23 protein-coding genes are annotated in these 26,332 nt (G+C 72.3%); 13 read left to right on the top strand and 10 right to left on the bottom strand.

Annotated elements, in window-relative coordinates:
• Positions 1–117 precede the first annotated feature (117 nt).
• The 3 genes from AC3YO9_RS03920 (at position 118) to AC3YO9_RS03910 (ending at position 3,020) form a co-directional block, all read left to right on the top strand.
• Positions 118–1,164 (top strand): NAD-dependent epimerase/dehydratase family protein, encoded by a 1,047-nt coding sequence (locus AC3YO9_RS03920; RefSeq protein WP_489982207.1) that lies wholly within the window; start codon positions 118–120, stop codon positions 1,162–1,164.
• A gap of 73 nt (positions 1,165–1,237) precedes the next feature.
• Positions 1,238–2,509, top strand: coding sequence for a molybdopterin-dependent oxidoreductase (locus tag AC3YO9_RS03915; RefSeq protein WP_489982569.1), 1,272 nt, complete (start codon positions 1,238–1,240; stop codon positions 2,507–2,509).
• Positions 2,510–2,564: 55 nt separating this feature from the next.
• Positions 2,565–3,020 carry a hypothetical protein gene (locus tag AC3YO9_RS03910; protein WP_489982568.1) on the top strand — a complete coding sequence of 152 codons (456 nt, stop codon included), beginning with the start codon at positions 2,565–2,567 and terminating at the stop codon, positions 3,018–3,020.
• Here the strand turns inward: AC3YO9_RS03910 and cmrA are convergent.
• Both cmrA and AC3YO9_RS03900 read right to left on the bottom strand, forming a co-directional pair.
• Positions 3,017–3,829 carry a mycolate reductase gene (gene cmrA / locus AC3YO9_RS03905; protein WP_489982206.1) on the bottom strand — a complete coding sequence of 271 codons (813 nt, stop codon included), beginning with the start codon at positions 3,827–3,829 and terminating at the stop codon, positions 3,017–3,019. The two genes, AC3YO9_RS03910 and cmrA, sit on opposite strands and share 4 nt — an antisense overlap.
• Before the next feature lie 61 nt (positions 3,830–3,890).
• Positions 3,891–4,736, bottom strand: a complete 846-nt coding sequence (locus tag AC3YO9_RS03900) for a PaaI family thioesterase (RefSeq protein ID WP_127784410.1) — start codon at positions 4,734–4,736, stop codon at positions 3,891–3,893.
• Positions 4,737–4,862: 126 nt separating this feature from the next.
• Here AC3YO9_RS03900 and AC3YO9_RS03895 point away from each other — a divergent pair, with 126 nt between their 5' ends.
• Positions 4,863–6,950 (top strand): neutral/alkaline ceramidase, encoded by a 2,088-nt coding sequence (locus AC3YO9_RS03895; RefSeq protein WP_489982205.1) that lies wholly within the window; start codon positions 4,863–4,865, stop codon positions 6,948–6,950.
• A gap of 80 nt (positions 6,951–7,030) precedes the next feature.
• Here the strand turns inward: AC3YO9_RS03895 and AC3YO9_RS03890 are convergent, their stop codons facing one another.
• Entirely contained in the window at positions 7,031–7,813 is a 783-nt protein-coding gene (locus AC3YO9_RS03890; RefSeq protein ID WP_164860684.1) for an SDR family NAD(P)-dependent oxidoreductase, read from the bottom strand.
• A 386-nt stretch (positions 7,814–8,199) separates the two neighbouring features.
• Between AC3YO9_RS03890 and AC3YO9_RS03885 the strand changes: the two genes are divergently transcribed.
• Positions 8,200–8,502 carry a hypothetical protein gene (locus AC3YO9_RS03885; protein WP_127784407.1) on the top strand — a complete coding sequence of 101 codons (303 nt, stop codon included), beginning with the start codon at positions 8,200–8,202 and terminating at the stop codon, positions 8,500–8,502.
• Between the two features lie 341 nt (positions 8,503–8,843).
• On the opposite strand, the gene AC3YO9_RS03880 is transcribed toward AC3YO9_RS03885, so the two are convergent.
• Positions 8,844–10,106 (bottom strand): cytochrome P450, encoded by a 1,263-nt coding sequence (locus AC3YO9_RS03880; protein WP_489982204.1) that lies wholly within the window; start codon positions 10,104–10,106, stop codon positions 8,844–8,846.
• Positions 10,107–10,206: 100 nt separating this feature from the next.
• On the opposite strand from AC3YO9_RS03880, the gene AC3YO9_RS03875 reads away from it, so the two are divergent.
• Positions 10,207–10,428 (top strand): ferredoxin, encoded by a 222-nt coding sequence (locus tag AC3YO9_RS03875; RefSeq protein ID WP_127784406.1) that lies wholly within the window; start codon positions 10,207–10,209, stop codon positions 10,426–10,428.
• Positions 10,425–11,717 (top strand): class I SAM-dependent methyltransferase, encoded by a 1,293-nt coding sequence (locus AC3YO9_RS03870; protein ID WP_489982203.1) that lies wholly within the window; start codon positions 10,425–10,427, stop codon positions 11,715–11,717. Before AC3YO9_RS03875 ends, AC3YO9_RS03870 begins: the two co-directional genes overlap by 4 nt.
• Here the strand turns inward: AC3YO9_RS03870 and AC3YO9_RS03865 are convergent.
• Positions 11,714–12,877 (bottom strand): NAD(P)/FAD-dependent oxidoreductase, encoded by a 1,164-nt coding sequence (locus tag AC3YO9_RS03865; RefSeq protein WP_489982202.1) that lies wholly within the window; start codon positions 12,875–12,877, stop codon positions 11,714–11,716. The two genes, AC3YO9_RS03870 and AC3YO9_RS03865, sit on opposite strands and share 4 nt — an antisense overlap.
• Positions 12,878–13,045: 168 nt before the next feature.
• On the opposite strand from AC3YO9_RS03865, the gene AC3YO9_RS03860 reads away from it, so the two are divergent.
• From AC3YO9_RS03860 to AC3YO9_RS03835, 6 genes are all read left to right on the top strand, one after another.
• On the top strand, positions 13,046–13,336 hold the full coding sequence (locus AC3YO9_RS03860) for a hypothetical protein (RefSeq protein WP_489982201.1): 291 nt from the start codon (positions 13,046–13,048) through the stop codon (positions 13,334–13,336).
• Entirely contained in the window at positions 13,333–15,036 is a 1,704-nt protein-coding gene (locus AC3YO9_RS03855; RefSeq protein WP_489982200.1) for an alpha/beta hydrolase, read from the top strand. Before AC3YO9_RS03860 ends, AC3YO9_RS03855 begins: the two co-directional genes overlap by 4 nt.
• An 83-nt stretch (positions 15,037–15,119) precedes the next feature.
• Positions 15,120–15,545 carry an LppA family lipoprotein gene (locus AC3YO9_RS03850; RefSeq protein ID WP_489982199.1) on the top strand — a complete coding sequence of 142 codons (426 nt, stop codon included), beginning with the start codon at positions 15,120–15,122 and terminating at the stop codon, positions 15,543–15,545.
• A gap of 137 nt (positions 15,546–15,682) precedes the next feature.
• Entirely contained in the window at positions 15,683–16,921 is a 1,239-nt protein-coding gene (locus AC3YO9_RS03845; protein ID WP_489982198.1) for an amidohydrolase, read from the top strand.
• A 141-nt stretch (positions 16,922–17,062) separates the two neighbouring features.
• Entirely contained in the window at positions 17,063–17,767 is a 705-nt protein-coding gene (locus AC3YO9_RS03840) for a type 1 glutamine amidotransferase domain-containing protein (RefSeq protein WP_489982197.1), read from the top strand.
• 94 nt (positions 17,768–17,861) lie between these two features.
• The gene (locus tag AC3YO9_RS03835; protein ID WP_127784399.1) at positions 17,862–18,284 is read left to right on the top strand and encodes an organic hydroperoxide resistance protein; all 423 of its coding nucleotides are present in this window, start codon (positions 17,862–17,864) and stop codon (positions 18,282–18,284) included.
• A 4-nt stretch (positions 18,285–18,288) separates the two neighbouring features.
• Here the strand turns inward: AC3YO9_RS03835 and AC3YO9_RS03830 are convergent, their stop codons facing one another.
• From AC3YO9_RS03830 to AC3YO9_RS03810, 5 genes are all read right to left on the bottom strand, one after another.
• A complete protein-coding gene (locus tag AC3YO9_RS03830; protein ID WP_489982196.1) occupies positions 18,289–19,929 on the bottom strand; it encodes a nuclease-related domain-containing DEAD/DEAH box helicase in 1,641 nt (546 codons plus the stop codon).
• Positions 19,930–19,998: 69 nt separating this feature from the next.
• Positions 19,999–20,574 carry a hypothetical protein gene (locus tag AC3YO9_RS03825; RefSeq protein ID WP_489982195.1) on the bottom strand — a complete coding sequence of 192 codons (576 nt, stop codon included), beginning with the start codon at positions 20,572–20,574 and terminating at the stop codon, positions 19,999–20,001.
• Positions 20,575–20,591: 17 nt separating this feature from the next.
• Positions 20,592–21,740, bottom strand: a complete 1,149-nt coding sequence (locus AC3YO9_RS03820) for a zinc-dependent alcohol dehydrogenase (RefSeq protein ID WP_489982194.1) — start codon at positions 21,738–21,740, stop codon at positions 20,592–20,594.
• A 185-nt stretch (positions 21,741–21,925) separates the two neighbouring features.
• Complete coding sequence (locus AC3YO9_RS03815; RefSeq protein ID WP_489982193.1) at positions 21,926–22,726, bottom strand: VOC family protein; 801 nt, start codon at positions 22,724–22,726, stop codon at positions 21,926–21,928.
• A gap of 80 nt (positions 22,727–22,806) precedes the next feature.
• Entirely contained in the window at positions 22,807–26,229 is a 3,423-nt protein-coding gene (locus AC3YO9_RS03810) for a TM0106 family RecB-like putative nuclease (RefSeq protein WP_489982192.1), read from the bottom strand.
• Positions 26,230–26,332 lie beyond the last annotated feature (103 nt).

Below are 26,332 nucleotides of genomic sequence, written 5' to 3'. Positions count from 1 at the left end.
CACCAGCTGAGCACCGCCCCAGCCGAACGGCCAGGACCCCGCACCGGGGACCTGGCCGTTCGGCCGTGCCGGCCACGCCGAACCGCCTGGTCGCGGAGAACTGCCTAGCCTCAGCCCATGCGGGTACTGCTGACCGGCGCAGCCGGCTTCATCGGGGGACACGTCTGGGACGCGCTGGCGGCAGGCGGGCACGAGGTGGTGGCGGTCGACGCGATGCTGCCGCTCGCCCACGGCGAGCAGGCGCCCACGCCGGACGGGGTGCGGCGCCTGGACGTGCGGGACGCCGGGGCGCTGGCGGCGGCGCTGCACGGGGTGGACGTGGTGTGCCACCAGGCGGCCATGGTCGGCGCCGGGGTCGATGCCGCCGACGCACCGATGTTCGCCGACCACAACGACCTGGGCACCGCCGTGCTGCTCGCCGCGATGGCGCGGGCCGGGTGTGTGCGGCTGGTGCTGGCCTCGTCCATGGTGGTCTACGGCGCGGGGCGCTACACCTGCCCGGTGCACGGCGAGGTCGAGCCGTCGCCGCGCACCACGGCCGACCTCGACGCCGGCCGCTTCGACAGTGCCTGTCCTCGCTGCGCCGAGCGGGTGGACTGGGCGCCGGTGGACGAGGACGCCCCGCTGCGCCCGCGCAGCACCTACGCCGCCAGCAAGCTCGCCCAGGAGCACTACGCACTGGCCTGGAGCCTGGCCACCACCGGGGCGGTCACCGCCCTGCGCTACCACAACGTCTACGGCGAGCGGATGCCGCGCGACACTCCCTACTCCGGGGTCGCAGCACTGTTCCGCTCGGCGCTGGAGTCCGGGGAGGCGCCCCGGGTGTTCGAGGACGGCCACCAAGCACGCGACTTCGTGCACGTGCACGACGTGGCCCAGGCGAACCGCCTCGCGGTGGAGGCGGCGCTCGCCGGCTTCCAGCCGTTCAACGTCTGCTCCGGGACACCGGTGACCATCGGCGAGGTGGCCGCCACGCTCTCCCGTGCGCACGGCGGGCCGGCGCCGGTCACCACCGGCCAGTACCGCCCCGGCGACGTGCGGCACGTGGTGGCCAGCCCGGAGCGGGCGGCCCGCGTCCTCGGCTTCCGGGCGTCGGTGCAGCCCGAGCCAGGCATCAGCGCCTTCGCCACGGCCCCGCTGCGACCGCAGCCCGGCAGCGGTTGAGGCACTTCCCCCTGGTGGCGAGCACGCTGACACTGGAGGGGTGACCGATCCGGAGCTCGCCTTCCCCGCCCGCCTGTGGCGTGGGCTGGCACGTCACCGGCCCCCGGGGCTGGGCCGCACCCGTGCGTGGCGCTCGCCGCTGCGCGGTCCGTGGCTGACGTCGGTGCTCGGGCTGGTGCTGCTGGTGGGACTGCCGGTCGTCGCCGTCACCGGGCTGCTGTCCTACGTCGCCTACGGTCCGCAGCTCAACCAGGCCATCCCCGCCGACGTGGGGTGGCTGCACCTGCCGTTCTTCGAGTGGCCCACCCGACCGGTGTGGCTCTACCGGCTGAACCAGGGGCTGCACGTGGGCCTGGGTCTGGTGCTGGTGCCGGTGGTGCTGGCCAAGCTGTGGTCGGTGGTGCCCACGCTGTTCGACTGGCCGCCGGCCCGCTCCCTGGCGCAGGTGCTGGAGCGGCTGTCGCTGCTCGCGCTGGTCGGTGGCATCCTCTTCGAGCTGGTCACCGGTGTGCTGAACATCCAGTACGACTACGTGTTCGGGTTCAGCTTCTACACCGCCCACTACTTCGGCGCCTGGGTGTTCCTCGCCGGTTTCGTGGTGCACGTGGGGCTCAAGCTGCCGCGCCTGGTGACGGCGCTGCGCTCGGTGTCGCTGCGCGAGGTGCTGCGGACCTCTCGCGCCGACACCCGCCCGGAGCCGCCCGACCCGGACGGGCTGGTGGCCCTCGACCCCGCCCCGGCCACGCTCAGCCGGCGCGGGGCGCTGGGCCTGGTGGGCGGGGGTGCGGCGCTGGTGGCGGTGGTGTCGGTGGGGCAGACGGTGGACGCGCTGCGCCCGCTGGCCTTCCTGCTGCCCCGCGGCCGCGACCTGGGCGACGGCCCCAACGACTTCCCGGTCAACCGCACCGCCACCGCCGCGGGCATCAGCACGGACCAGGCCGGACCGTCCTGGCGGCTGGAGCTGAGCGGGGCGGGCACCCGAACGCTGGACCGGGCCCAGCTGCTGGCCCTGCCCCAGCACACCGCGGTGCTGCCCATCGCCTGCGTGGAGGGCTGGTCGACCACCCAGCGCTGGAGCGGCGTGCGGCTGCGGGACCTGGCGGCGCTGGCCGGGGTGGCGGACCCGGCATCGGCGCTGGTGCAGTCGCTGGAGACCAGCGGTCCGTTCAGCCAGGCGGCGCTGCAGGCCAACCAGGTGCTCGACCCGGACTCCCTGCTGGCCCTGCGGGTCAACGGGGTGGAGCTGTCCGCCGACCACGGCTACCCCGCGCGGGTGATCGTGCCGGCCCTGCCGGGGGTGCACAACACCAAGTGGGTGCGGGCCCTCGAGTTCCGGGCGGCCTGAGGTGCTTGCCAGGTTCCGGGCCTTCTACGGCGCGCACCCGCTGCACCTGCTGGCGATGCTGGCCAGCTTCGCACTGGTCGGCTACGTGATCACGGTGCTCACCCCGGAGGCGCTGTGGAACCGGGAGACGTGGTGGCAGTCCGTCCTGGTGTGGTTCCTCGGCGCGGTAGTGCTGCACGACCTGCTGCTCTTCCCGCTCTACGCCCTGGCCGACCGGTCCCTGGTCGCCGGGCTGAGGGCGGTTCGTGGGCACTGGCCGGTCCGACCGCTGCGGGTGCCGGTGGTGAACTACGTGCGGGTGCCGGTGCTGGTCAGCGGGCTGGCGTTCCTGCTGTTCTTCCCCGGCATCGCGGAGCAGGGGGCACAGACCTACCTCGCGGCCACCGGCCAGACCCAGCAGCCGTTCCTGCGGCGCTGGCTGCTGGCGACGGCCGTGGTGTTCGGTCTCAGCGCGCTGGCCTACGCGGGGCGGGTTGGGCTGGCCCGCTCCGACGAGGAGCCGGGTCGCTAGCCCTCACCCTCGCCGAGCTTGCGGTACAGCGTGCCGATCACCGGGGCGGACAGGGCCCGGGGGGCGTAGCCGCCGGCCACCGACATCACCTTGCCCACGATGCCTGGCACCACACGCATCTTGTTGCGAGCCAGTGCGTCGATCGACTCCTTGGCCACCGACTCGCTGGTCACCCACACCGAGTCGGGCAGCACCTTGTCCACGATGGACGCCTCAGCCGGGTCGGGCGTCTCGGTGCGCACCGGACCGGGGGCCAGCAGCGTCACGTGCACGCCGGTGCCCTTGAGCTCGTGGCGCAGCGACTCGGTGAAGGTGTTGGCGAAGGCCTTGGTGGCGGCGTAGGTGGCGTTGTTGGGCACCGGCAGGTTGCCGGCGGCGGAGCCGGTGACCAAGATGGCGCCGCTGCGGCGGGCCAGCATGCCGGGCAGCACCGCCAGGGTCAGGTCGTGCACTGCCACTGCGTTCAGCTGCACCAGGTCGCGCTCGAACCCGGCGTCCAGCTGGGCCACCGGGCCGAAGGTGGCCACCCCGGCGTTGTTGCACAGCACGGTGATCTCCCGCTCCGCCAGCTCGCCGGCGAGCTTCTCCCGGGCCACCGGGTCGCTGAGGTCGACCGCGCGGACCTCCACCTGCACGCCGTGGCTGCTGGTCAGCCGCTCGGCCAGCGCGGTGAGCAGCTCGGTGCGCCGGGCCACCAGGATCAGCGAGTACCCGCGCCCGGCGAGCTCGGTGGCCAGCGCGGTGCCGATGCCCGAGGAGGCACCCGTCACCACGGCACGGCTGTCGGCGGTGGGGACGGGCAGGCTCATCAGGGTGCTCCTTGGGGCGAGGGCGGGCAGGCGGCGGCCGGCCCACGGTAGCGAGGCCGGATCAGCCCTGCCTCTGGGAGGTGACGGTGCCGATGGTGCAGGCCTTGCCCTCCGTGCCGCGGGTGGTCACCCGAGCAATGCTCACGGACCGGCCGCGGTGCACGATCTCCACGGAGAAGGTCAGCTCGGCGTCCATCGGCGCCGGACGCAGGTAGTTCATCCGCACCGAGCTGGTGATGCCCTCCGGCATGATCTCGGCGATGGCGTGGTGCGCGGCGATCTCCGTGCCGCCCAGCAGCACCCCGCCGTGGGTCATGCTCAGCGGGTTGGTCAGGTCCAGCGAGGGCGCGAGGACCAGGTCGGTGCCGTGTTCGGTGGGCTGCAGCCGCGCACCCAGCGTCCCAAACAGGTCGCGGTCGCCGGAGGGCTCGGTGAGCGGCCAGTCGTCGGTCTTGGTGGGCATGGTGACGCCCTCGGGCAGCGGGATGTAGCGGCACCAGGTGGTGGCCACGGCGATCAGCCGGTCCTGGTCGTCGAGCACGCGGCACTCGGCCACGCCGCCGTCGCGGTGGGCGTGCAGCATGCGGGACTCTGCCCGCAGGTCCGGTGAGCTGGTGCGCTCGTCGGTGCCGCGCGGGTCGACGTCGGGCATCCGCACGATGTCCATGGACAGCTCGGAGGTGACCGAGGCCTTGTCGGCCGGGCGCTGCGTGAAGATGCGGTGGCCCACCGAGTCGTCCACCAGCACGCCGATGGCGCCGGCCGCCGGCTGCCCGTCCGGGCCGATCATCCAGGCGCCGGTGCGCATCCGGGTGATGCTGACGTCGCCGAGGTCGTCGGGCGGGCCCACTCGGAACAACGACTCGGGAGTGTGGGTCCGGGTGGTCGCAGAGCTCTCGACGGGCATTGGCTGAGCCTAGTCACGCCGCCGTTCACCGCCTCCACCTGCGCGTGTCGTGGTCGAGCGCTAGCCCCTGCGGAGCGCGTGGCCCAGACTGTGTCCACATCGGAGCAGGACGGGAAGAGGCAGGGCATGGGCACTGGGGCACGCAGGTTCACCGGCAGGCTGGCTCGTCGACCGGGGGCGGTGCTGCTGAGCGCGGTGCTCGCCGTGACGGTGCTGGACGGCGCCCTGGCGGCGGCTCCGGCGCAGGCGGCCCCAACCCCCAGCGCCGAGGACGCCCAGCCCTACCTGGTGGGGCGCGGCATCGGCGACGTCACCGGGGAGGCGGCCGACGCCGGCATGCTCGGCTACGCCGACCTCGAGCAGACCACCGCGGGCATCCACCAGCGGCTGCGAGCCCGCACGTTCATCGTGGTCGACCGCGCCAGCAACAAGCGGCTGCTGCACTCCACCGTCGAGGCAGGGCTGATGTTCCAGAGCGTGCGCGAGGAGGTGCTGCGCCGACTGGGTGAGCGCTTCCCCGGGGAGTTCGGCGAGGACAACGTGCTGCTCACCGTCACCCACACGCACTCCGCCGGTGGTGGCACCGCCGGGCACGGCCTCTACAACGTCACCACCCTGGGATACCGCCCCAAGACCTTCGAGGCGCAGGTCGCGGGCATCGTGGACTCCGCGGTGAAGGCGCACGACGACCTGCGTCCGGCGCAGCTGAGCCTGTCCCGGGACGAGCTGACCGGCACCAGCGCCAACCGCACCAAGGTCGCCTTCGACCGCAACCCGGCCGAGGACAAGGCGCACTTCCCCGACGGCATCGACCCCACCTCGACCACGCTGCAGGTGACCAGGGACGGCCGGGTGGACGGCGCCATCAACTGGTTCCCGGTGCACGGCACCAGCATGTCCACCCAGAACAGGCTGATCAGCCCGGACAACAAGGGCTACGCGGCCTACCAGTACGAGCACGACCACGCCGGGGTGGACTACCTCGGCGACGACGACCCCGCCTTCGTCGCGGCCTTCGCCCAGAGCAACTCCGGGGACATGTCGCCCAACCTGGACCTGCACGAGGCTGAGGGCGAGCAGCAGTTCACCAACTCCCAGGCCGTCGGAGCCCGGCAGTCCGCCTCCGCCCAGGCCCAGGTCGCGTCGAGCGCGTCGGCCACGCCGCTGTCCGGCGGCCTGGACACCCGCACGGTCTACGTGGACCTCAGCAACGTGGAGGTGCGGCCGGAGTTCACCGGCGACGGCGCCACCCACCGCACCTGCAGCCCGATCCTGGGGGCGGCGTTCGCCGCCGGCAGCACCGAGGACGGCGGCGGCGGGGTCGCGCTGTTCAAGGAGGGCCAGTACGGCGGCAACCCGGTGCCGGCGGCGCTGAGCACGGTGCTCTACAACCTCGACCCGGCACTCGGGGACTGCCAGGGCCCCAAGGAGCTGCTGCTGCCGGTGGGCCTGGTGGACAACGCCGTGCAGACGGTGCTGCCGGTGCAGCTGGTGCGCATTGGTGACTTCTACCTGGTGGCCATGCCCACCGAGGTCACCGTGGTGGCGGGCCTGCGGCTGCGCCAGCAGGTGGCCGCCGCGGTGGGCACCTCGCTGGACAACGTGCTGGTGCAGGGCTACTCCAACGCCTACGCCCACTACCTGACCACGCCGGAGGAGTACGACACCCAGAACTACGAGGGCGCCTCCACCATGTTCGGCCGCTGGCAGCTGCCTGCCCTCGAGCAGACGGTGTCCGGGCTGGCCACCGCGATGGCCGCCGGGGAGCCGGTGAGCACCGGGGCCCCCAAGCCCGACCTGGGCGCGAACCAGCTGGTCAGCCCGGCGGGCCAGGTGCTCTTCGACACCACCGCAGTCGGTTTTGGCACGGTGCTCACCCAGCCGGCCGCCAGCTACGCCCCAGGCGAGCGCGCCACCACGGTGTTCTCCGGGGCCGACCCGAACAACAACCTCCGGCGGGGCGGCACCTTCCTCACCGTGGAGCGCCAGGACGGCGACGGCTGGACCCGGGTGGCCGACGACGGCGACTGGTCTACCCGCTTCGGCTACGCCCACGACGGGCTGACCGGCTCCGTGGTCACCATCACCTGGGACGTCCCGGCCGCAGCGGCGCCGGGCACCTACCGCATCACCTACTCCGGTGACGCCAAGAACCCGTGGGGTGCCATCACGCCGTTCACCGGCACCTCGCGCCCGTTCACCGTCACGGGGTAGCCCGCACACAACGGACGGGAGGCGGGACCGAGTGCTCGGTCCCGCCTCCCGCCTGGTGTGGAGCGGCTGTGAACCAGCGACTACTTCGGCTGCAGGCGCGCGCCACCGTCGACGCGGACGACCTCGCCGTTGGCGTAGGTGTTGGTGATGAGCTCCAGCACCATGGAGGCCAGCTCGTCGGCGGTGCCCAGGCGCTTGGGGAACAGCACGTCGCGCTTGAGCTTGTCCTTGAACGCCTCGGAGCCCTCACCCTCGCCGTAGATGGGGGTGTCGATCAGGCCGGGGGCGACGCAGTTGACCCGGACGCCGATGGCGGCGAGGTCGCGGGCCACGGGCAGGGTCATGCCGACGATGCCGCCCTTGGAGGAGGAGTACGCGGCCTGGCCGATCTGGCCGTCGAACGCGGCGACGGAGGCCAGGGTGACGATGGCACCGCGGGAGCCGTCGGCGTCCACGGGCTCGGTGCGGCCCATGGCGGTGGCGGCCAGGCGCACGCAGTTGAACGTGCCGATCAGGTTGATGGTGAGGACCTTGGTGTAGAGCTCCAGGTCGTGGGCGGAGGAGAACTGGCCGTCCTTGCCCACGGTGCGGGAGGCCCAGCCGACACCGGCGGCGGCCACCAGGCTGCGCAGCGGGCCGAGCTTCTCGGCGGCCTCGACGGCGGCGATGACCTGGTCGGGGTCGGAGACGTCGGCGCGGACGTACTCGCCGCCGATGGACTCGGCGACGGCCTTGCCCTTGTCGTCCTGCAGGTCGAGGATGACGACCTTGGCGCCACGGGCGGCAAGCTGGCGGGCGCTGGCCTCCCCGAGGCCGGAGGCGCCACCGGTGACGATGGACGAGGTTGCGGTGAGGTCAAGCACTGTTGCAGCTCCTGTACAGATCGGCCGCGGTGCGGCGACGGCTCGTCCTGGCGGGGCGCAGGCCGAGGGGGTCCTCGTGGGACTCGACGGGCCTGAGCCTATCGCGGTGACCCGGCCCGGCGGTGCCCGTCGCGCCAGGGTGTTCAGCTCACCGCGCGGTCGGGGTTAAAACCGGCTAGGGTCCTCCGCCCGCCATTTGAGCTGAGGCCATTTCGGCGCCTTGTCTGCACCACTCAGTTTTGATGTTTCTACATTTAGTGACTAGGTTGATGCAGTACGCATTCTGAAGCAGTCGGGATCTACATGAATTCGCCGCAGTTCCACTAGGCGGTGACTCCGGTGGTCCAGCCCTCAAGCGGCTGACCATCCTGATCCCAAGGAGCAACATGAGCAGCAACCAAGGACCCGCAGTGCGCACCGATGGCGGCCACGCGCAGGTGGACAACCGCACCCCTCGCCGCAGCACCGAGACCAAGATGGCCACCAAGACCACCGAGCTGATCGTGTACGTCGTCGCGGTTCTCGCGGTCGCCATCACTGCGCTCATGGTCAGCGGCAACGACGAGGGCACCCAGGACCCGTTCGGTGCCGCTGAGGCGCTGCGCTACATCACCTGGCTGAGCATCGGCTACATGATCGCCCGTGGCCTGGCGAAGTCCGGCAGCCGCGAGAGCTACAACGGCTCCTGACCGGCCGCCGCGCTCCGCGCGGCAGCACGAGACGATGTCCCCTCTCCGCAGTCGCGGAGAGGGGACATTTTCCTGCACTGCACTCCGTGCGCCGGCGACAAGGGTGGAGCGCCATTTCCGGATCGGCGGTCGCGGACTCTCGACGCCACCCTTGAGCCATTTGTGACGTGTGCCGCAGGAAAAGGCGGTTGGGTCGGGGCGGCCTCAGCTCAGAGCAGGCGAGGGATGTTGCGCCGTCGAGGACCGTCTTTGCTGGCTGGTCGGTCACGGTGGGCATGGTGTCTCCTCGCTGACCCGGTTGGGGGATCAGGCGGGTGCTGCGCCAGACGGGTGGTGCTGAGTCAGGTGGCGGGGTAGCGCACCGGCATCCGCTTGATCCCGTTGATGAACATCGACCGCAGCGCCCGGGGGGGCTCGGTGGGGGTGATGTCCGGGATGCGGTCGGCCAGCACGTCGAACATGATCCGGACCTCCGCCCGCGCCAGGTTGGCGCCCAGGCAGAAGTGCGGGCCGCCACCGCCGAAGGCAACGTGCGGGTTGGCCTCGCGGCGCACGTCAAAGGTGTCCGGCTCGGCGATGGCGGCGCCGTCCCGGTTGGCTGCCGTGTACATCAGCAGCACTCGCTCGCCGCTGCTCACCTGCTGGCCGCCCAGCACGTAGTCGCGCATGGCGGTCCGCTGGAAGTGCATCACCGGGGTGGCCCAGCGGATGATCTCCTCCGCCGCGGTGTCCAGCGGCCGCTCGGTCTTGAAGATCTCCCACTGCTCGGGGTTGTCGAAGAACGCCTGCATCCCGTGCGAGATCGCGTTGCGGGTGGTCTCGTTGCCGGCGACCGCCAGCAGCAGGAAGAAGACGTCGAACTGCTCGGAGGTGAGGTTGTCGCCGTCGATCTCGGCCCGCAGCAGCCGGGAGATGATGTCGTCCTTGGGGTTCGCCCGGTGCTCGGCGGCGAGCTCGTCGGCGTAGACGTACATCTCCATGGACGCGACCTGACCGTCCGCCGGGGAGGTCTGGTACTCCGGGTCGTCGAAGCCCACCATGCGGTTGGACAGCTCGAAGATCTTGGCGCGGTCGGCGTTGGGGATGCCCATCAGCTCGCACAGGGCCAGCAGCGGCATCTCCGAGGCGATGTCCTCCACGAAGTCGCCCGCACCCTGGGCCAGGGCTCGGTCGACGATCTGGTGGGCGAACTCGGTGAGCTGCGGCTCGAGGCTGCGGATGGTGCGGGGAGTGAAGGCCCGCTGCACGATGTTGCGCAGGTGGCTGTGCTCCGGGGGATCGATGTTGAGCATGAGCAGCCGCATGGTCTGCAGCTGCTCCTCGGGCTGGCCGAAGGTGTCGGCGCTGATGATGGTGCCGCGCTCGTAGGAGGAGAAGACGTCGGGCTGGCGGGACACCTCCTCGATGTCCGCCCGGGTGGTCACCAGCCAGAAGCCGTCCCCGGAGGTGCCCGGTGCCGGGTACCAGGACACGGGGGCCTCTTCGCGGATGGTGGCGAACTCGCCCAGGGGCTGGCCGGCGGCGAACGTGTCCGGATTCATCAGGTCGACGTTCACCGGACAACCGCGCTTGGTGGGGGTGTGGCCTTGCTCAGACGCTGTCATCGGACGATCCTCCGATCAAGTGCGCTGCGTCACACGACCAGAACCACGGTAACCAGCGCAGATGGGCCGGTCAAGAACATGTTCTACCGAGGAGGGATCCATGGCTCGTTCGTTGAACGTCGAGGTTGACGCCACCTGCATCGGCTCGGCGTACTGCCGCGGCAGCGCCCCGGAGGTGTTCCTGGAGGGACCGGAGCGGCAGACGGTGGTAGCCACCAACCCCGTCCAGGACTCCCCGGAGGTGCAGGAGGCGATGGAGAGCTGCCCGGTGGAGGCCATCTCCGCCACCGACGCGCAGACCGGCGACGAGGTGTTCCCGTGAGGGCTTCCGGCCAGCGCCGGCCGGTGGTGGAGGAGCTCCGTCCGATCCTGCGCGGTCTGCTGGGCGAGGACTTCCCGCTGCGGCTGCGTGCCTGGGACGGCTCCGAGGCCGGACCACCCGACTCCCCGGCAACTCTGGTGATTCGCACGCCGCGGGCGATGCGGCGCTTCCTGTGGAGCCCGGACGAGCTGGGCCTGGGCCGCGCCTACGTCAGTGGTGACCTGGACATCGAGGGTGACCTGTACGCCGCGCTGTCGCTGCCGGACCTGCTCGCCGCCGAGGAGCGCCCCGACCTGTCGCTGAGCTGGCCGGACCGGCTCGGTGCGGTGCGCACCGCGCTGCGGCTGCGGGCGGTGGGGCTGCCGCCGCCGCCACCACCGGAGGAGTCCCGGCTGCGGGGCCGCCGGCATGCGCTGCGCCGGGACGCTGACGCCATCGCGCACCACTATGACGTCGGCAACGAGTTCTACCGCCTGGTGCTGGGCGAGACGATGACCTACTCCTGCGGCTACTGGCCGACCCCGGAGTCCACCCTGGACCAGGCGCAGGAGGCCAAGTACGCGCTCATCGCCACCAAGCTGGGCCTGCGCCCGGGCATGCGGCTGCTGGACATCGGCTGCGGCTGGGGCGGGATGGTGCTGCACGCCGCCCGTGAGCACGGCGTGCACGCGGTGGGGGTCACCATCTCCACCGCCCAGGCCGAGCTGGCCCGCAAGCGGGTGGCCGAGGCCGGGCTCAGCGACCTGGTGGAGATCCGGCTGCAGGACTACCGCGAGGTGTCCGACGGGCCCTACGACGCCATCTCCAGCATCGGCATGGCCGAGCACGTCGGGCAGGAGCAGCTGCAGGTCTACGCCAACCAGGTGCACGGGCTGCTGGCCCCGGGTGGGCGGCTGCTCAACCACGCCATCTCCCGGCGGCCCGGCCCGGTGATGGACCCGCGACGCAGCTTCCTGGTGCGCTACGTGTTCCCCGACGGCGAGCTGCACCCGCTGGCCACCACTGTGGACACCCTGGAGCAGGCGGGGCTGGAGGTGCGCGACGTGGAGTCGCTGCGCGAGCACTACGCGCGCACCTGCCGGGCCTGGGTGCAGCGGCTGGACGATCGGTGGGAGGAGGCGGTGGAGCTGGGCGGTCCGGGCCGGGCGCGGGTGTGGCGGCTGTACCTGGCGGCGTCGGCGCTGGCCTTCGAGCAGCTGCGCACCGGCCTCAACCAGGTGCTGGCGGTGCGTCCGGACGCCCAGCTGCGCAGCGGCCTGCCGCCCACCCGCGGGGAGTGGCTGGGCTAGCGGCTGCGCCGTGGCCCGGCGAGCACCCGGGCCACGGTGCGTGGGCTGACCCGGCCGAACGCCAGTCCCACCTCCACCAGGTCGTCGAACACCACCTGGTCGGCGGCCGCGGCCCGGATGCCCGCGCGCACCAGCAACCCGCTGGAGGACAGCCGGGCCACCGCCGCGGTGTGCCGCTGGTGCGAGCCGAGCCGGGCACGCAGCGCCGTCCGGTAGCGCCCGCCCGCCAGGTGGCCCAGCCCCTGCCCGATGGCGGTGGCCGCGGTGCGGCCGGCGACGATGCCGCTGGTCACCGCGTGGTAGATGCCCTCCCCGGTCATCGGGTTGACCAGCCCGGCCGCGTCGCCGACCAGCAGCACCCGGCCCTGCGGGTGCGGCCACCGCCACGACGACAGCGGCAGCAGGTGGCCCTTGACCTCGGCCACGCCGTCGGTGGCGCCGGGCAGCAGCTCGGCCAGCCGCCGCAGCAGTAGCGCACGGGAGGGCGGTGCCCCCGCCGGGTGCAGCAGCTCCCCGTAGCCCACGTTGGCGTAGCCGTCGCCCCGGTCGAACGACCACGCGTAGGCGGGCTGGGGCCCGTGGCCGTAGGCAATCACCTGCTGGGCGGCGCGGGCGTCGGGGGTGGGGGCGTAGCCGCGCAGCGCCAGGGCTCGGCGCCGCACCGGGGCGAGGCCGCCGCAGCGGCGCACCAGCGACTGCGCCCCGTCCGCCCCGATGAGCACCGTGGCGGTGCAGGCGTCGTCCACCAGCACCCGGTCTCCGTCCGGTCGCACCGCGCGCACCCGGTGCTGGGCCAGCTCGGCACCGGCCGCGGTGGCTGCCGCCACCAGCCGGGCGTCCAGGACGGCACGCGGCACCACCCAGGTCTGGCGCGCCAGTGGCCGGCAGACGCTGTCGGCGCCCAGGTCCAGCCGCAGCTGCGGAACGGGGGTGCGGTCGTCGAGCAGGCCGTGCACCCCCACCTCGGCCAGGGCGTCCAGGACGTGCGGGGTCACGCCGTCACCGCAGGTCTTGTCGCGGGGAAAGGCGTCGCGGTCCAGCAGCAGCACCCGCAGGTTCGGGTCGACCGACAGCGCGCCGAGTGCGGTGGCAGAGCCGGCGGGCCCGGCGCCCACGACCACCAGGTCCCAGTGCGCGGTCCGTGCTGGTTCGGCCGTCATCGCCACCCCCTCGCCCCGCCGGCAAGGCTACGGCCGAGCCGCGGGCAGCGCTGGGAGCATCAGCACGCCCCCAGGCGGTGCTGCTGCCGGTTAGGGTGACCAGGACACGTGAGACCGTGTGGCGCAGAAAGCGTTTGCGGACGGGACGAGGTTCGGGGGAGGCCCCAGATGACGTTGACGACCGTGCCGGACCTGATCCGCGCAGCATCAGCGGCGGCGAAGGACCTGGCTGAGCAGGTGGGCGCGGTGAAGCTGCCCGTGGTGGCCGACACCGTGGAGACCGCGCTGCCGGCGTCGCAGAGCGCCTCGGCAGCGGCGACGCTGGGCATCGCGTGGAAGGCGCGGGTGGACAGCCTGGCCAGCCAGGTCGACACCCACGCCACCGGGCTCAAGACCGCCGCCGAGGCGTACTCCAGCCAGGACGGTGCCCTCGCGCGCGACTTCCGGGCCGTGCCGTGAGCCTCACCATCGGGGACGTGCGCCGCTGGTCGTTCGGCGGGGTCGACTCGGCGGCGACGGCCGCGCTGGGGCACCGCGGCACGCTCGTGGGACTGCAGGACGAGCTCGACGCCGCCGCCCGACCGGCCGGCTGGACAGGTGGTGGCGCCACCGCTGCGGCCACTCGCCACGGCGAGATCTCCGAGGCGCTGCGCCGCACCGCCGCGCAGGCCGGCGCCGTGGCCAGGGCGCTGGACCAGGCTGGTGCCACCGTCACCACGCTGCAGCAGATGCTCTCCGAGGCGGACACCCTCGCCTCCCAGAACGGCTTCAGCCTCGGTGACGACGGCGTGGTCCGGGACGTCTCGGACATGTGCCTGACCGAGGCGGCGATGGCCGACCGGGTGCGGTTGCGCGACGAGCTGGTGACCCGCCTCGAGCGGGTGCTGGCCACCGCCACGGACATGGACGCCGACCTGGCCAAGGTGCTGCTGGCCGCGGCACACGACGAGATCGACGACGGTGAGGGGACGAGCCTGTACGGCGCGGGCGCCACCGGCAGCGACTCCGGCCGCCTCAGCGCGCTGCCCCCGCCGGAGGACGGCTCCCCTGCGGAGAACGCCTCCTGGTGGGACAGCCTGACGCCCGCCCAGCAGCAGGACTACCTGAGCAACCACCCAGACGTGGTCGGCCACATGGACGGCGTGCCTGCCGACGTGCGCGACCAGGCCAACCGCTCGCGCCTGGACGACGAGCGGGCCGCGCTGGAGGCTGAGGCCGAGCGGCTGCAGAAGAACCTGGACGACAACCGCTTCGGCGGCTGGTTCACCTTCGACGACGGGCGGCTGGACGACGTCAAGAACAAGCTCAAGGACCTGGACGCCATCGAGGACACCCTCAAGGGCGACGACAAGCAGCTGCTGCTGCTGGACACCTCCGGAGAGATGGTGAAGACCGCGATCGCCACCGGCGACGTGGACACCGCCGACCACGTCTCGGTGTTCACCTCCGGATTCGAGTCCAACACCCACGACAGCCTGGAGGGCTACGACCGCGCCCAGGCGGCGCTGCGGCAGGAGTCGCTCAACCAGCTCAAGCTGGAGGGCCGTGGGGACGAGACCGTCGCCAGCATCACCTGGATGGGGTACGAGGCGCCCTCGTGGGGCAGCTTCGTCGACGACTTCGACAACACCGACCTGGTGACCAACGACGGGGCCGCCCAGAAGGGCGCTCCCAGGCTCAACGACTTCCTCAACGGCATCGACGCCTCGCGGCCGACCGACCCGCACCTGACGGCGCTGGGGCACTCCTACGGCTCGCTGACCACCGGGCTGGCGCTGCAGCAGGGCACCGGCGTGGACGAGGCCGTGCTCTACGGCTCGCCCGGGCTGGGCACCGACGACGTCAAGGACCTGAAGGTGCCGGAGGGCCACGTCTACGTGGCGGAGGCCAAGAAAGACTACGTCGCCGACGCCGGGGGCCTCGGGCTGATGGGCTACGACCCCAACCAGCTGAACGGGGTGAACACGCTGTCCACCGAAGCGGGAGACACCCCGAGCGGGGACCACCGCACCGGATCGGAGGGGCACAGCGAGTACGTGCACGACGGCACCATGTCCCAGTACGGCATGGGTGCCGTGATCGCCGGCATCCCGGACAACATCGTTGCCGGTGACCACTTCGGCTTCGGTGACGCGCTCGGCTGGAACCCCTTCTTGTGACGGTCGTCCGGCGCACCGCCGTGGCCACCGTCCTCGCCACCGCTGCCCTGCTCGCCGGGTGCAGCACAACCACGGGAGAAACCATGGATGCCGACGAGGCCCGCTCGGTGCTGCAGTCGCGGCCCAGCTCTGCGGAGGCGGTCGCCACGGTGGTGGCGCTGCGCGACGCCATCGCGGCAGCGGTCAGCCAGGCTGCCGGGTCGTTGGCGTGGGAGCCCGCGGGAGAGCAGAGCCGCGCAGGCTGCGGCGCCCCCTTCAGCGGTCAGGACGCGGCGACGGTGTTCGTCGGTGACCTGCTGGCCAAGCAGGCTATCCACGCGCAGTGGCCCGCAGCGCAGGAGGCGGCGCAACGCCTCGCCGCCGCCGCGGGATTCACCCAGGTGGTGGTCAAGGTGGACCGCCCGGACAACCACCAGGTCCGCTTCGTGGCCGAGGACGGGGCCTACATCGACCTCGGCACCAAGGTCACCACGCTGGTGAGCGGCGCGACGGGCTGCCACCTGCCCTGACCTGGCCGGGTGCGGGTGGGGGTGGGGCCGATCGTGGCCCTGCCGCCTGGGGGCCCGATCGGCGTATGACTGGGGGGAGGGTCTTTCGCGGTGATCGACGCGCGTGGGCCGCGCAGGCCTGCCGAGAGGACGCCCCGATGTCGCACCCAGCCACCGCTGATCCGTCTCTCGAAGAGCTCTACAAGGACCTGCACCGCCACCCCGAGCTCGGCTACCAGGAGCACCGCACGGCCGGAATCATCGCGGATCGGCTTGCCGCGCTGGGCTTCACCGTCACCACCGGGGTGGGCAAGACCGGCGTGGTGGCGGTCCTGCAGCGCGGCAGCGGGCCGGTGGCCCTGCTGCGGGCGGACATGGACGCCCTGCCGGTGAAGGAGGAGACCGGACTGGACTACACGAGCACCGCAACCGCCGTGGACGAGGCAGGCAACACCGTGCCGGTGGCGCACGCCTGCGGCCACGACCTGCACATCACCTGCCTGCTGGGCGCCGCGGAGACCCTCGCCGCCGACGGCGCGGGCTGGGCAGGCACGCTCGTCCTGGTCTTCCAGCCGGCGGAGGAGCTGGGGTCCGGTGCGCAGGCGATGGTGGACGACGGGCTGTTCGAGCGGTTCCCCCGGCCCGACGTCGTGCTCGGTCAACACGTGGCCCCGCTGCCCGCCGGGAAGATCGCCGCGCACCCGGGCCCGGCCTATGCAGGTTCGGACTCGCTCAGCGTGCGAATGATCGGCAAGGGCGCCCACGGCTCCATGCCGCAGAGCTCCATCGATCCCGTCGTCATGGCGGCGGCCACGGTGCTGCGGCTGCAGACCATCGTCTCCCGAGAGGTTCCGAGCACCGACGTCGCAGTCCTCACCGTCGGCGCGCTGCGCGCCGGCGACGCGGCCAACGTCATTCCGGGGGAGGCCGAGCTGAGGCTGAACCTCCGCAGCTACACCGAAGCGGTTCGCCAGCAGATGCTCACGAGCGTGGAGCGCATCGCAAGGGCCGAGGCGGCCGCCGCGGGGGCTCCGGAGCAACCCGTGATCACCGAGACGGAGCGCTTCCCCATCGTGGTGAACGACCCGACCGCGCTGTCGAGGACGCTGGAGGCGTTCGCCCAGTGGCTGGGCGCGGGCAACATCATGGACCCGGGCGCCGGGGCCGGCAGCGAGGACGTCGGAAACCTCGCGACCGCGGCCAACGCCCCGCTGTCCTACTGGCTGCTGGGGGGAACCGATCCCGCCCTGTTCACCACCGGCGACCTGACCGATCCCGCCATGGCGAGCATCCCGTCCAACCACTCGCCCCGGTACGCCCCCGCCATCGAGCCGACCCTGAGCATCGGCGTGAGCGCGCTGGTGACGGCGGTCAGGACGTGGCTGCCGGCCTCGTGAGCCTGGGGGTGGCTGGGTGCCGTTGCATCCGCGCCCTGACCTGCGCCGACGGGGCAGATGGAATGCACGGCGGGGAGTGGTCGCTGCACCTGGGGAGAAGCGAGCACCGACTCGCGGCCACTCGATCGCAAGGAGAACCACATGTCTTCCGTGCTCATCGTCGTCACCGGCGCCAACCACTGGACCCTGTCCGACGGCACCCAGCACCCCACCGGCTTCTGGGCCGAGGAGCTGCTCAGCCCGGTCTCGGTGTTCCGCAAGGCCGGTGTCGACGTGACCTTCGCCACCCCCAACGGGGTCCGGCCCACCGTGGACGAGGGCAGCCTCGCCCCCGACGCCGTGGGCGGGCAGGAGGCGTCGGACAAGCTCCGCGCCGAGCTGGACACCCTCGCGGACGTGCTGGCCAAGCCGGTGCCGCTGGAGGAGGTCTCTGCTGGTGACTACGACGCAGTGTTCATCCCCGGTGGGCACGGCCCGATGGAGGACCTTGCCGTCGACCCGCAGCTGGGCCGGCTGCTCATCGAGCTGCTCGACGCGGGCAAGGTCGTCTCCTCGGTGTGCCACGGACCGGCGGCCTTCCTCCCGGCTGTGCGCACCGACGGCAGCTGGGCCTTCACCGGTCGTGACCTGACCGCCTTCACCGACCAGGAGGAGACGCAGGCGGGGCTGGCTGACAAGGCGCCGTGGCTGCTGGAGGACCGGCTGCGCAAGGCGGGGGCGAAGTTCGAGCTGGGTGCGGCCTGGGAGCCGTACACCGTGGTTGACGGCACCGTGGTCACCGGCCAGAACCCGGCGTCGAGCACGCGGGTGGCCGAGCTGGTCGTGGAGCAGCTCAACGCTTCCTGATGCAGGAGGAGCTCAGCGAGCCTCGCGACACGCTCGTCCGCTACACCGCCCACCTGTGGTCCGCAGGGGCGACATCCACCGAAGGAGAACAGCCATGAAGACCCTGTACACCGCCGAGGCCCTCGCTACCGGAGCCGGCCGCAACGGCCACGCCCGCTCCTCCGACGGTCGCGTCGACTTCGACCTTGCCGCGCCCAAGGAGATGGGCGGGTCCGGGGAGGGCACCAACCCCGAGCAGCTCTTCGCCGCCGGCTACGCCGCCTGCTTCCACTCCGCGCTGCAGATGGTGGCCCGCGAGGCCAAGGTCGACATCGGCGACTCCAGCGTGGGCGCGCAGGTCAGCATCGGTCCGCGGGAGGAGGGCGGCTTCGGCCTGGCCGTCACCCTCGAGGTGACCCTGCCCAACACCGAGCACGCGCAGGCGACCGAGCTGGCGGAGAAGGCTCACCAGGTGTGCCCGTACTCCAACGCCACCCGCGGCAACATCGAGGTCACCCTCGTGGTCAGCGACGACTGACCGCTCAGTCGTCGACGCCGAGGCGGCGGGCCAGCTCAGCTCCACCGACCCTGTGGATCAGCTGCGGGTCGGCGCAGACGACGAGCTGGTCGCGCGCCCGGCTGAGCCCGACGTAGAGCCGCTCGCGGATGCGGGAGTGCTCGGCCAGGGAGTTCACCGCCAGGGCCACGGCTCGCCGCTCCAGCCCCTTGAAGCCCAGCACGTGGCCGTAGAACACCTGCTCGCTGTCCCAGAAGCTGTCCCAGTAGGCCTCGTGGCCCTGCTGCTGCCGCTCCTTCTGCTCGGGGTGCCGGCTGCCGGTGGTCAGCAGGGCCACGTCCTCCGGACGCCAGCCTGCCTCGAGCAGCGCCTCCACGGCGTCGTCGGCGCAGTCCACGGCGTCGTCGCTGCTGCAGGGCACGAAGCGGACGGCTGGGCCCTCGCCACCCTGCAGGCGCATGCGCTGCCCGGCGAGCGGGGTGAACGACTCCGCGATGGGCCGGGTGTTGCGCAGGTTGGCGTCCAGGATCAGCGGGACCAGGGGCACCGGCGGGCTGCCGTACCGCTCGAACACCCGCTGGCCCTCGTCGCTGAACACGTACAGCCCGCTGCGCTCGGGGTCCTTGAGCGCGGCCAGCACGGGGTACCACCACGAGTCGGCGAAGTCCTGCGCCTCGTCGACCACCACCGCGTCGAAGCGCTGACCGGGAGGGAGCGCCTCGGCCAGCTCCGTCATCTGCTGGGGCAGCCGCTGCTCGAAGAAGCGGGGCGCCTCGTCGGAGTTCTCCGGTGGCCCCTCGTCGGCACCCCACCGCATCCCCAGCTCGTGCAGCTCGCCCACGTAGGCCGGCCGCTGGTTGCGCGGCCACTCAGCGCACAACCGCCGCAGGTACGAGGCCAGCCCGTGCGAGTAGCACAGCAGCGCCACGCGTTGTCCTTCCCGCGTGAGCCGGCGGGCCTGCTCGCAGGCCAGGTAGGTCTTGCCGCTGCCGGCGCCGCCGCGCACCTCGATGCGGTGCAGCGCCCTCGTCGCGGACAGGATTGACGACTGGGCCTCGGTGAGCCGGTCCGCGGCGTCCTCGTGCTCCATGGCGCGAGCGACGACGTCGCGCTGCGGCAGCATGCGCCCACCCAGCACCTCCTGCACCACCTCGACGTCCTCGGGGTTGGCGCACCGGTTGGCGCTGGCCTGCTGGCGCAGCGCGTCGCGTGCCAGCTCGGCGATGCTGCCGAGCTGGGTGCGGTCCACCACCGACCACCGGGGACAGTCGGGCAGGGCGAAGTCCATCTCGACGGCCGCGTGCGGGAGCACCACCAGGTGCGCCCACCGCACCCGACCGCGGCGGCCCCAGCGGGGGTCGGACTCGAGGTAGCTGCGGAGCGCGTACTTGGCGCCGCGGACCTGTCCTACGGGGTCGATCGGTCCGTGCCGCTGCCGCCAGGACTGCCCGTCGTGCCAGACGTCGCCACCCTTGACCTCGATGGTGACGATGCCGGCCCCGTCCAGCACAGCGACCACGTCGATCTCGAAGTCCTTGGCATGGTTGGTGACCCGCTGGCCGGCGACGAGCAGGTCCTTGCTGCCGCACTGCTCGCGCAGCGCGTCCCACACGACCTGCTCGGCGCCGTTGGCCAGGCGCGGACTCTCCGGTAGCAGTGTTGGCACTGTCGCATCCCCCGATGTGTGTGGTGAGAACCACATCATGCCCAGGGGGTCCGACAGCTGTGCGCAGCGTCAGGCGCGGCGGCGCTTCTCCAGGGCGGCGAGCCCGGCGGCGACCCCTCCGGCGGCGGCCACCCACGGTCCGGCCACCAGGATCGGGTCGATCCAGGTGTGCGAGTTGTCCACCCGCTTGCGGCCGAACCGCGAGGTCAGGCCGTGCCCGGTCAGCTCGGCCCGGATGCCCGTCTCGGTGATCGGGTTGTCCGGGTGCAGGGTGAGCAGCGACCGCACGTGGCTGCCGACGGCGTCGACCCGGTCGGCGCCGAGCAGGATGAGCCAGTGCGCCGCCCGGGCCTCGCTGTACCGGCGGTAGGCCAGGCGCCGGATCGCTCCGGACACGCCGTGCAGCGGCGCCGACGTGCCGAACACTGGGGTGAGCATCGCGTGCTCGATGGAGCGCTCCCGGGGCTGGTGCTCGGGCTGGCGCTCCGGGAAGTCCCAGTGCGCGCCGGTCGCACCGGGGTCGAAGCGCAGCTTGGGCACCGAGGGACGGTCCTTGGGGTCGAGGTCAGCGCCCCACCCGGGGATGCGGGCACGCAGCTCGTCGGCGGACTCGGGTGGCTGGGGCCGGTCGGCGGTGTAGGTCATGTGGCGCTCCTTCCGAGCTAGCTGGCGTCCGGCACGATGATGGGCTTGATGACGTCGTCGAGCTTGGCCGAGAACAGGTGGTAGCCCTCGGCGATGTGCTCGAGCGGGATGCGGTGCGTGACCAGCTCGTTCGGCTTGATGTAGCCGTTGCGGATGTGCTCGAACAGGCGCGGCCACTGGCGCTTGGCCGGGCACTGGTTCATCCGCAGGGTCAGCCCCTTGTTCAGCGCGTCGCCGAACTTCACGGCGCTGAACATGGGGCCGTAGGCACCCATGACCGAGATGTTGCCGCCCTTGCGCACGGAGTCGATGGCCCAGTTGAGGGCAGTGGGTGAACCGCCCTGCAGCTTGAGCTTGGCTGAGGTCACCTGCTGGAGGAAGCTGCCGTCGGCCTCTGCGCCCACGCACTCGATCACCACGTCGGCGCCGAGGTAGTCGGTGGTCTTCTTCATCTCCACCACGATGTCGTCGTACTCGGCGAAGTTGCGGGTCTCGGCGTGGGCGAAGGTGCGCGCCTTCTCCAGCCGGTACTCCAGGTGGTCGACCACGATCACGCGGCCGGCGCCCATCAGCCAGGCGGACTTGGCGGCGTACAGCCCGACGGGGCCGGCGCCGAGGACGAGGACGGTGTCGCCCTCCACGATGTCACCCAGCTGGGCGCCGAAGTAGCCGGTGGCCAGGGCGTCGGTGCAGAGCAGGGCGTCCTCCTCGTCCATCCACTCCGGAATGATCGAGGGTCCGACGTCGGCGAAGGGCACGCGCACGAACTCGGCCTGGCCGCCGTCGTAGCCGCCACAGGTGTGCGAGTAGCCGTAGATCCCGCCGACCGCCGTGGCGTTGGGGTTGACGTTGTGGCAGTTGGAGTACAGCCCCCGCGCACAGAAGTAGCAGGAGCCGCAGTAGACGTTGAACGGCACCATCACGCGGTCGCCGCGCTGCAGGTTCTGCACCGAGGGGCCGACCTCCTCGACCACGCCGATGAACTCGTGGCCGAAGGTGTGCCCGATCCGGGTGTCGGGCATCATCCCGTGGTAGAGGTGCAGGTCAGAGCCGCAGATCGCCGCCTGCGTCACCCGGATGATCGCATCGTTGGGGTGCTCGATCTTGGGCATGTCCTTGTTCTCGACCCGGACCTTGTAGGGCCCGCGGTACACCATCGCTCGCATCAAGCCTCCAGGGCGCAACATCGTCTGGTGCAGGACCGCGCCGCGACGTGGCGGCGGGTGCTTCTAGATCCGATACGGACCGTCCTGCGGAGCGTGCCCCGAGTTTGCCACCCCGGACGGCCGGGCACTCGCTGAAACCTGGTGTGGCAGCAGGAGTGCCCGGCGGGGTGGGCGTGCGCGGTGGGTCAGCCGGTGGGGCCGGAGAGCTTGAAGACCATGCCCGTGGGGTCGGCGAGGGTGGCGAGCCGGCCGAAGGGCGTGTCCTCCGGCGGGTGGATCACGGTGGCGCCGAGCTCGCGGCCCTGCGCGACCGAGGCGTCGGTGTCCTCGGTGGTGAAGTAGATGCTCCAGCCGGTGTGGTGGTCGTCCGGGAACCTGCTGACGTCCATGATGCCGGCGCTCTGCGACGCACCCTCGCCCAGCGTGGTGTAGCGGAAGTCTTCCGCGTCGCTGGCGGTGTGTGCGTCCCAGCCGAAGGCGTCCCGGTAGAACTGCACGGTCTGGTCGTAGCCGCGGGTGTGCAGCTCGAACCACGCCGGAAAGCCCGGCTCGGCCAGCGCGCCGAAGCCAGGGTGGGTGCCGGGCTGCCAGGCGGAGATCGGGTGCTGGCCGGGGTCGGCGTAGACGGCCATGGTGCCCAGGTCCATCACCGGCATCGGGGGGACGAGCACCGCGCCGCCGTGGGCGGTCACCGACGCGGTGGTGCCCTCGACGTCGTCGGTGGACAGGTACACCGACCACGCGTCGGGGCCTCCGGAGGAGCCGTCGTTGGGCATCCCCCCGGCCGCCAGCTTGCCGTCCCGGCTGTACTGCACGTAGTTGCCGTACTCGGGCCCCATGTGCGCAGCGGACCAGCCGAGCAGCTCGCCGTAGAAGCGGTCGGCACGGTCGAGGTCGGAGCTGAACAGCTCGATCCAGACGGGTGCTCCGGCGAGCGCGGATGCGGTGGGCGTGCTGGCGGACTGGGTGGGCACAGGCTCGGTCATGACGTCTCCTTGGGGTGGGTGGTGCTGCCATCTCCCGGGTAGACGCGGCGCCGCGCGCCGATTCATCGCCGGACTGGCCGCTACCCCGCAGCCGGCGGCGCCTCGGCCGAGTGCAGCACCCCCAAGAAGGCGCCGAGGGCCCGCAGGCCGTCGGTGGAGGTGGGCGTGATGCGGCGCAGCAGCGGCGAGTGCACCAGGTAGGCGGTGTGCATCGCGCGGGACAGCGCCACGTTGAGCCGGTTGCGGTTGAGCAGGAACTCCACGCCGCGCGGCAGGTCGTCACCGCTGGAGGTGGTCATGCTGACGATCACCACCGCCGCCTCGCGGCCCTGGAACTTGTCCACCGTCCCCACCGCCACGTCCGGGTAGCCGGCGTGGTCCAGGCCGCGCCGCAGCGCCACCACCTGGCGGTTGAACGGGGCGACCACCAGCACGTCGGACTGGTCGAGCGGCCGGGGCGCGGCGTCGACGTCGGTCCACTCGGCACCGAGCAGGCCGCTGACCAGCTGCACCACTGCGGCCACCTCCTCGTCGCTGCGGGTGCGGTTGTCGTGGTGGTCGACGTCCACCAGGTGCACCCCCGGGGCGACGCCGGCCAGGGTGCGACGGACGCACTGCTCGTGGGAGTGCAGGGCGCCCTCGTACTGCAGCGCCGAGACCGGGGCACACACCTCCGGCCGCATCCGCCAGGTGACGTCGAGCAGGTAGCCGTGCGTGGCCGGGATGAGCGCGTGCTCGCCCAGCACGTGCCCGAGCGCGGAGACGTCCACCGGCTCGGGGTGCTGGCCCTGGCTCACCTGGGGCAGCTGCTGGGGATCGCCGAGCAGCAGGATGCGGCTGGCCGCGGAGCCGGTTACCAGGGCGTCGGGCAGGCTGAACTGGCCGGCCTCGTCCACCACCACCAGGTCGAGCGGGTGCTCGCGCACCGCCGGACGCGCGAAGGTCCACGCCGTGCCGCCCACCACGTAGCCGCCCTCCTGCGCGGCCATCCAGTCGGCCAGCTTCTTCGGGGTCTGCCACGTCTCGGTGCCGCGCGGGCCGCTGGCGGGGACTTCCTTGGCCACCGTGGCGCCGAGGGCCACCACCCGCTCCAGCAGGTTCTCCACCGTCTTGTGCCCCTGGGCGGTGACCCCGATGCGCCAGCCCCGCTGGGCCAGCGCCGCGATCACGTGGCTGCCGACGTAGGTCTTGCCGGTGCCTGGCGGTCCCTGCACGGCCAGCACCCCGTGGTCGAGGGCGGCGACCGCGGCGGTGATGTCGGCGACGTTGTCCTTGGTCCGCGGCAGCGGGGTCACCGGCGGGCAGGCGGTGAGCAGCGCGAACCAGGCCGCGCGCGGCGCGGGATCGTCGAGCAGGTGCTCGCCGAGGCCGCAGAGCACCGCCTCCAGGGCCGCGGTGTGCGGCGGAGCGGCGGGGGTGAGCGCCAGGGGCAGCTGCGTCCACCCCTCGCTGCCCTTGGGTGCGCGCTCGGTGAAGCTGACGGAGCCAACCGCGACCGTGAGGTCCTTGGCGCCGGTGTGGGTGGTGCGGTCGGAGTCGGCGCTGGGCTCCAGGTGCTCGGGCAGTGGCGAGCCATAGACCACGAACGGTTGCTGGCCGAGGCTGGCGACGTCCTCGGGGGTGGACACCGTCTCGGCGGTGACGGTGCGGGCCAGGTTGCTGCGGGGCGTGGGCTTGGCCCACTCGCTGCCCTCCGCGCACTCCAGCACCACCACCGCGTCGTCGTCCACCAGCTCGGTCAGCGGACGACGCAGCCGGTCGAAGTGCTCCCACCAGAACGTCTTCTGGTTGCGCCGGTGGTAGCCGAGCGCCGCGGCAACCAGCGCGGTGGCCTGCTGCTCGGGGGTGCGGTCGGCGTCGGGCACCCCGGCACGCAACCGCTCGGCGAGCAGCTCGGTCTCCGGCGTCTCCCGCTCCACCACCTCGGCCGGGGGCAGCGGGCCGGAGGTGGTAGTGGCCTGGAGCGACTGCAGCCACTGGTGCAACCGGTGGGTGCTGACGCAGTCGTACTCGTTGTAGTCGCGGATCGACTCCAGCAGCTCGTCGGCGGCGGCGTGGCGCCCGGCGCGGCGGTGCTCGACGGCCTGCTCGTACTGGACGATGGAGTCACCGGCGTTGGTCACGTCGCCGGTGCGCAGCTGCGCACCCATGTAGAGCGGCTCGAGCTTCTTGATGGAGTAGCTCTCGGTGGACACCCGCACGGCGCGGCGGACCACTCCGTAGAGGTCAACCAGCCGCCCGTCGCGGAGCAGCTGGTCCACCTGCTCCTCCCGGGTGGCGTGCCGGGCGGCCAGCGTGGTCAGGGCGGTCCGCTCGTAGGGCGCGTAGTGGTAGACGTGCATGCCCGGGTGGGCGGCGGCCGCGGCGGTGAGAGCGTCCACGAGCTGCTCGAAGGCCTGCTTCTCCTCGGGGCGGTCGTGCGCCCAGAACGCGGTGAACCGCTCGCTGGTGTCGACCAGGCCGTGCAGGTACTCCAGCCCCGCGCCGTCCTCGGCGAAGGGATCACCCTCGATGTCGTAGTACAGGTCGCCGGGGTCGGGGGCCGGCAGCAGCGCCAGGCCCGCGGGGGCAAACACCTCGTGCCGCGGCGGCAGCGCCCCGGCCCCCGCGACCTGCAGCGCCGCCTGGGCGCGCAGCCGGGTCCAGGTGTCGGTGCCCATGGTGGGCGGTCGCTGCCCGTCGGCGGCGGTGGCCAGCGCGTCCACGGTGGCAACGCCCTGCTCGCGCAGCCGGTGGATCTGGTCGCGCCGCATGCCCGCGACCAGGCTGAGGTCGCGGGCCTGCCGGCGTCCGTCGGCGCAGTGCTCCAGCCAGCCGCAGGTGCCGCAGGCGGGGCGGGCGTCGCCCCAGGACGGGGTGGGCACGGCCGGCTCGGCGGTGAGCTGGGCGAGGACCCGGCCGCGGTACTCCTGGGCCAGCGGCAGCACGTCGGCCGCGGGCACGGCTTGGCGCGAGCCGTCGCCCAGCCACAGGTGCACCTGGCGGGGCACCGGACGGCCGAGACGGACCAGGGCGTCGGCGTAGCAGGCCAGCTGCAGCAGAGCGGTGGGCTTGGCGTGGCGGGCGAGCTTGGTGTCCACCGGCTCGTAGCGCTGCCGCCCGTCGGCCTCCAGCAGGGGCTTGCCGGTGCCGAGGTCGACGCCGACCAGGAAGTCGGCGTAGCCGAGGAAGCCGTCCACCAGCAGCACCGCCTGGTAGATCACCGGGACACCGGCGTCCATGGCGTCGGTGGTGGCCTGGGCAGCGTCGACCAGGGCCGGGTCGTCGTGGCCGGGAACGTCGATGGTGCGGACCTCGGCCACGCGGCCCAGGGCAGCCAGCGCGTCGTGCTCGTGCCGCAGGCCGTGGCTCTTGACCAGCTCGAGCGTGGCGTCGGGGCCGCCGGCGGCGCGCGGCAGCAGGTGCTGCGCCGCGGCGTGCTCCAGCTGCAGGCGGTGCTCGCACTCCAGCACGGCCAGCACGTCCCGCGGCGAGTACAACCACGTCTGTCCGAACCGTCGCACGGCTACCTCCCCAGTCCTTGGTCAGGGTAGGGGCGGGGTCCGACAGGTCCGGAGGCTGGCTCGGCGACTACGCTGCGTGAGGATCCATGACGACGCGACGGCG

This window comes from Rhodococcus sp. Z6_132, from assembly GCF_058133635.1.
Note: the sequence above shows the minus strand (reverse complement) of the source record. Positions and strands in the feature narration are given on the sequence as shown.

Coding starts and splice junctions, on each gene's coding strand:
- AC3YO9_RS03920 (WP_489982207.1), top strand. CDS start 118: ATGCGGGTACTGCTGACCGGCGCAGCCGGCTTCATCGGGGGACACGTC.
- AC3YO9_RS03910 (WP_489982568.1), top strand. CDS start 2,565: ATGCTGGCCAGCTTCGCACTGGTCGGCTACGTGATCACGGTGCTCACC.
- cmrA (WP_489982206.1), bottom strand. CDS start 3,829: ATGAGCCTGCCCGTCCCCACCGCCGACAGCCGTGCCGTGGTGACGGGT.
- AC3YO9_RS03900 (WP_127784410.1), bottom strand. CDS start 4,736: ATGCCCGTCGAGAGCTCTGCGACCACCCGGACCCACACTCCCGAGTCG.
- AC3YO9_RS03895 (WP_489982205.1), top strand. CDS start 4,863: ATGGGCACTGGGGCACGCAGGTTCACCGGCAGGCTGGCTCGTCGACCG.
- AC3YO9_RS03885 (WP_127784407.1), top strand. CDS start 8,200: ATGAGCAGCAACCAAGGACCCGCAGTGCGCACCGATGGCGGCCACGCG.
- AC3YO9_RS03880 (WP_489982204.1), bottom strand. CDS start 10,106: ATGACAGCGTCTGAGCAAGGCCACACCCCCACCAAGCGCGGTTGTCCG.
- AC3YO9_RS03875 (WP_127784406.1), top strand. CDS start 10,207: ATGGCTCGTTCGTTGAACGTCGAGGTTGACGCCACCTGCATCGGCTCG.
- AC3YO9_RS03865 (WP_489982202.1), bottom strand. CDS start 12,877: ATGACGGCCGAACCAGCACGGACCGCGCACTGGGACCTGGTGGTCGTG.
- AC3YO9_RS03860 (WP_489982201.1), top strand. CDS start 13,046: ATGACGTTGACGACCGTGCCGGACCTGATCCGCGCAGCATCAGCGGCG.
- AC3YO9_RS03850 (WP_489982199.1), top strand. CDS start 15,120: ATGGATGCCGACGAGGCCCGCTCGGTGCTGCAGTCGCGGCCCAGCTCT.
- AC3YO9_RS03845 (WP_489982198.1), top strand. CDS start 15,683: ATGTCGCACCCAGCCACCGCTGATCCGTCTCTCGAAGAGCTCTACAAG.
- AC3YO9_RS03840 (WP_489982197.1), top strand. CDS start 17,063: ATGTCTTCCGTGCTCATCGTCGTCACCGGCGCCAACCACTGGACCCTG.
- AC3YO9_RS03835 (WP_127784399.1), top strand. CDS start 17,862: ATGAAGACCCTGTACACCGCCGAGGCCCTCGCTACCGGAGCCGGCCGC.
- AC3YO9_RS03825 (WP_489982195.1), bottom strand. CDS start 20,574: ATGACCTACACCGCCGACCGGCCCCAGCCACCCGAGTCCGCCGACGAG.
- AC3YO9_RS03820 (WP_489982194.1), bottom strand. CDS start 21,740: ATGCGAGCGATGGTGTACCGCGGGCCCTACAAGGTCCGGGTCGAGAAC.
- AC3YO9_RS03815 (WP_489982193.1), bottom strand. CDS start 22,726: ATGACCGAGCCTGTGCCCACCCAGTCCGCCAGCACGCCCACCGCATCC.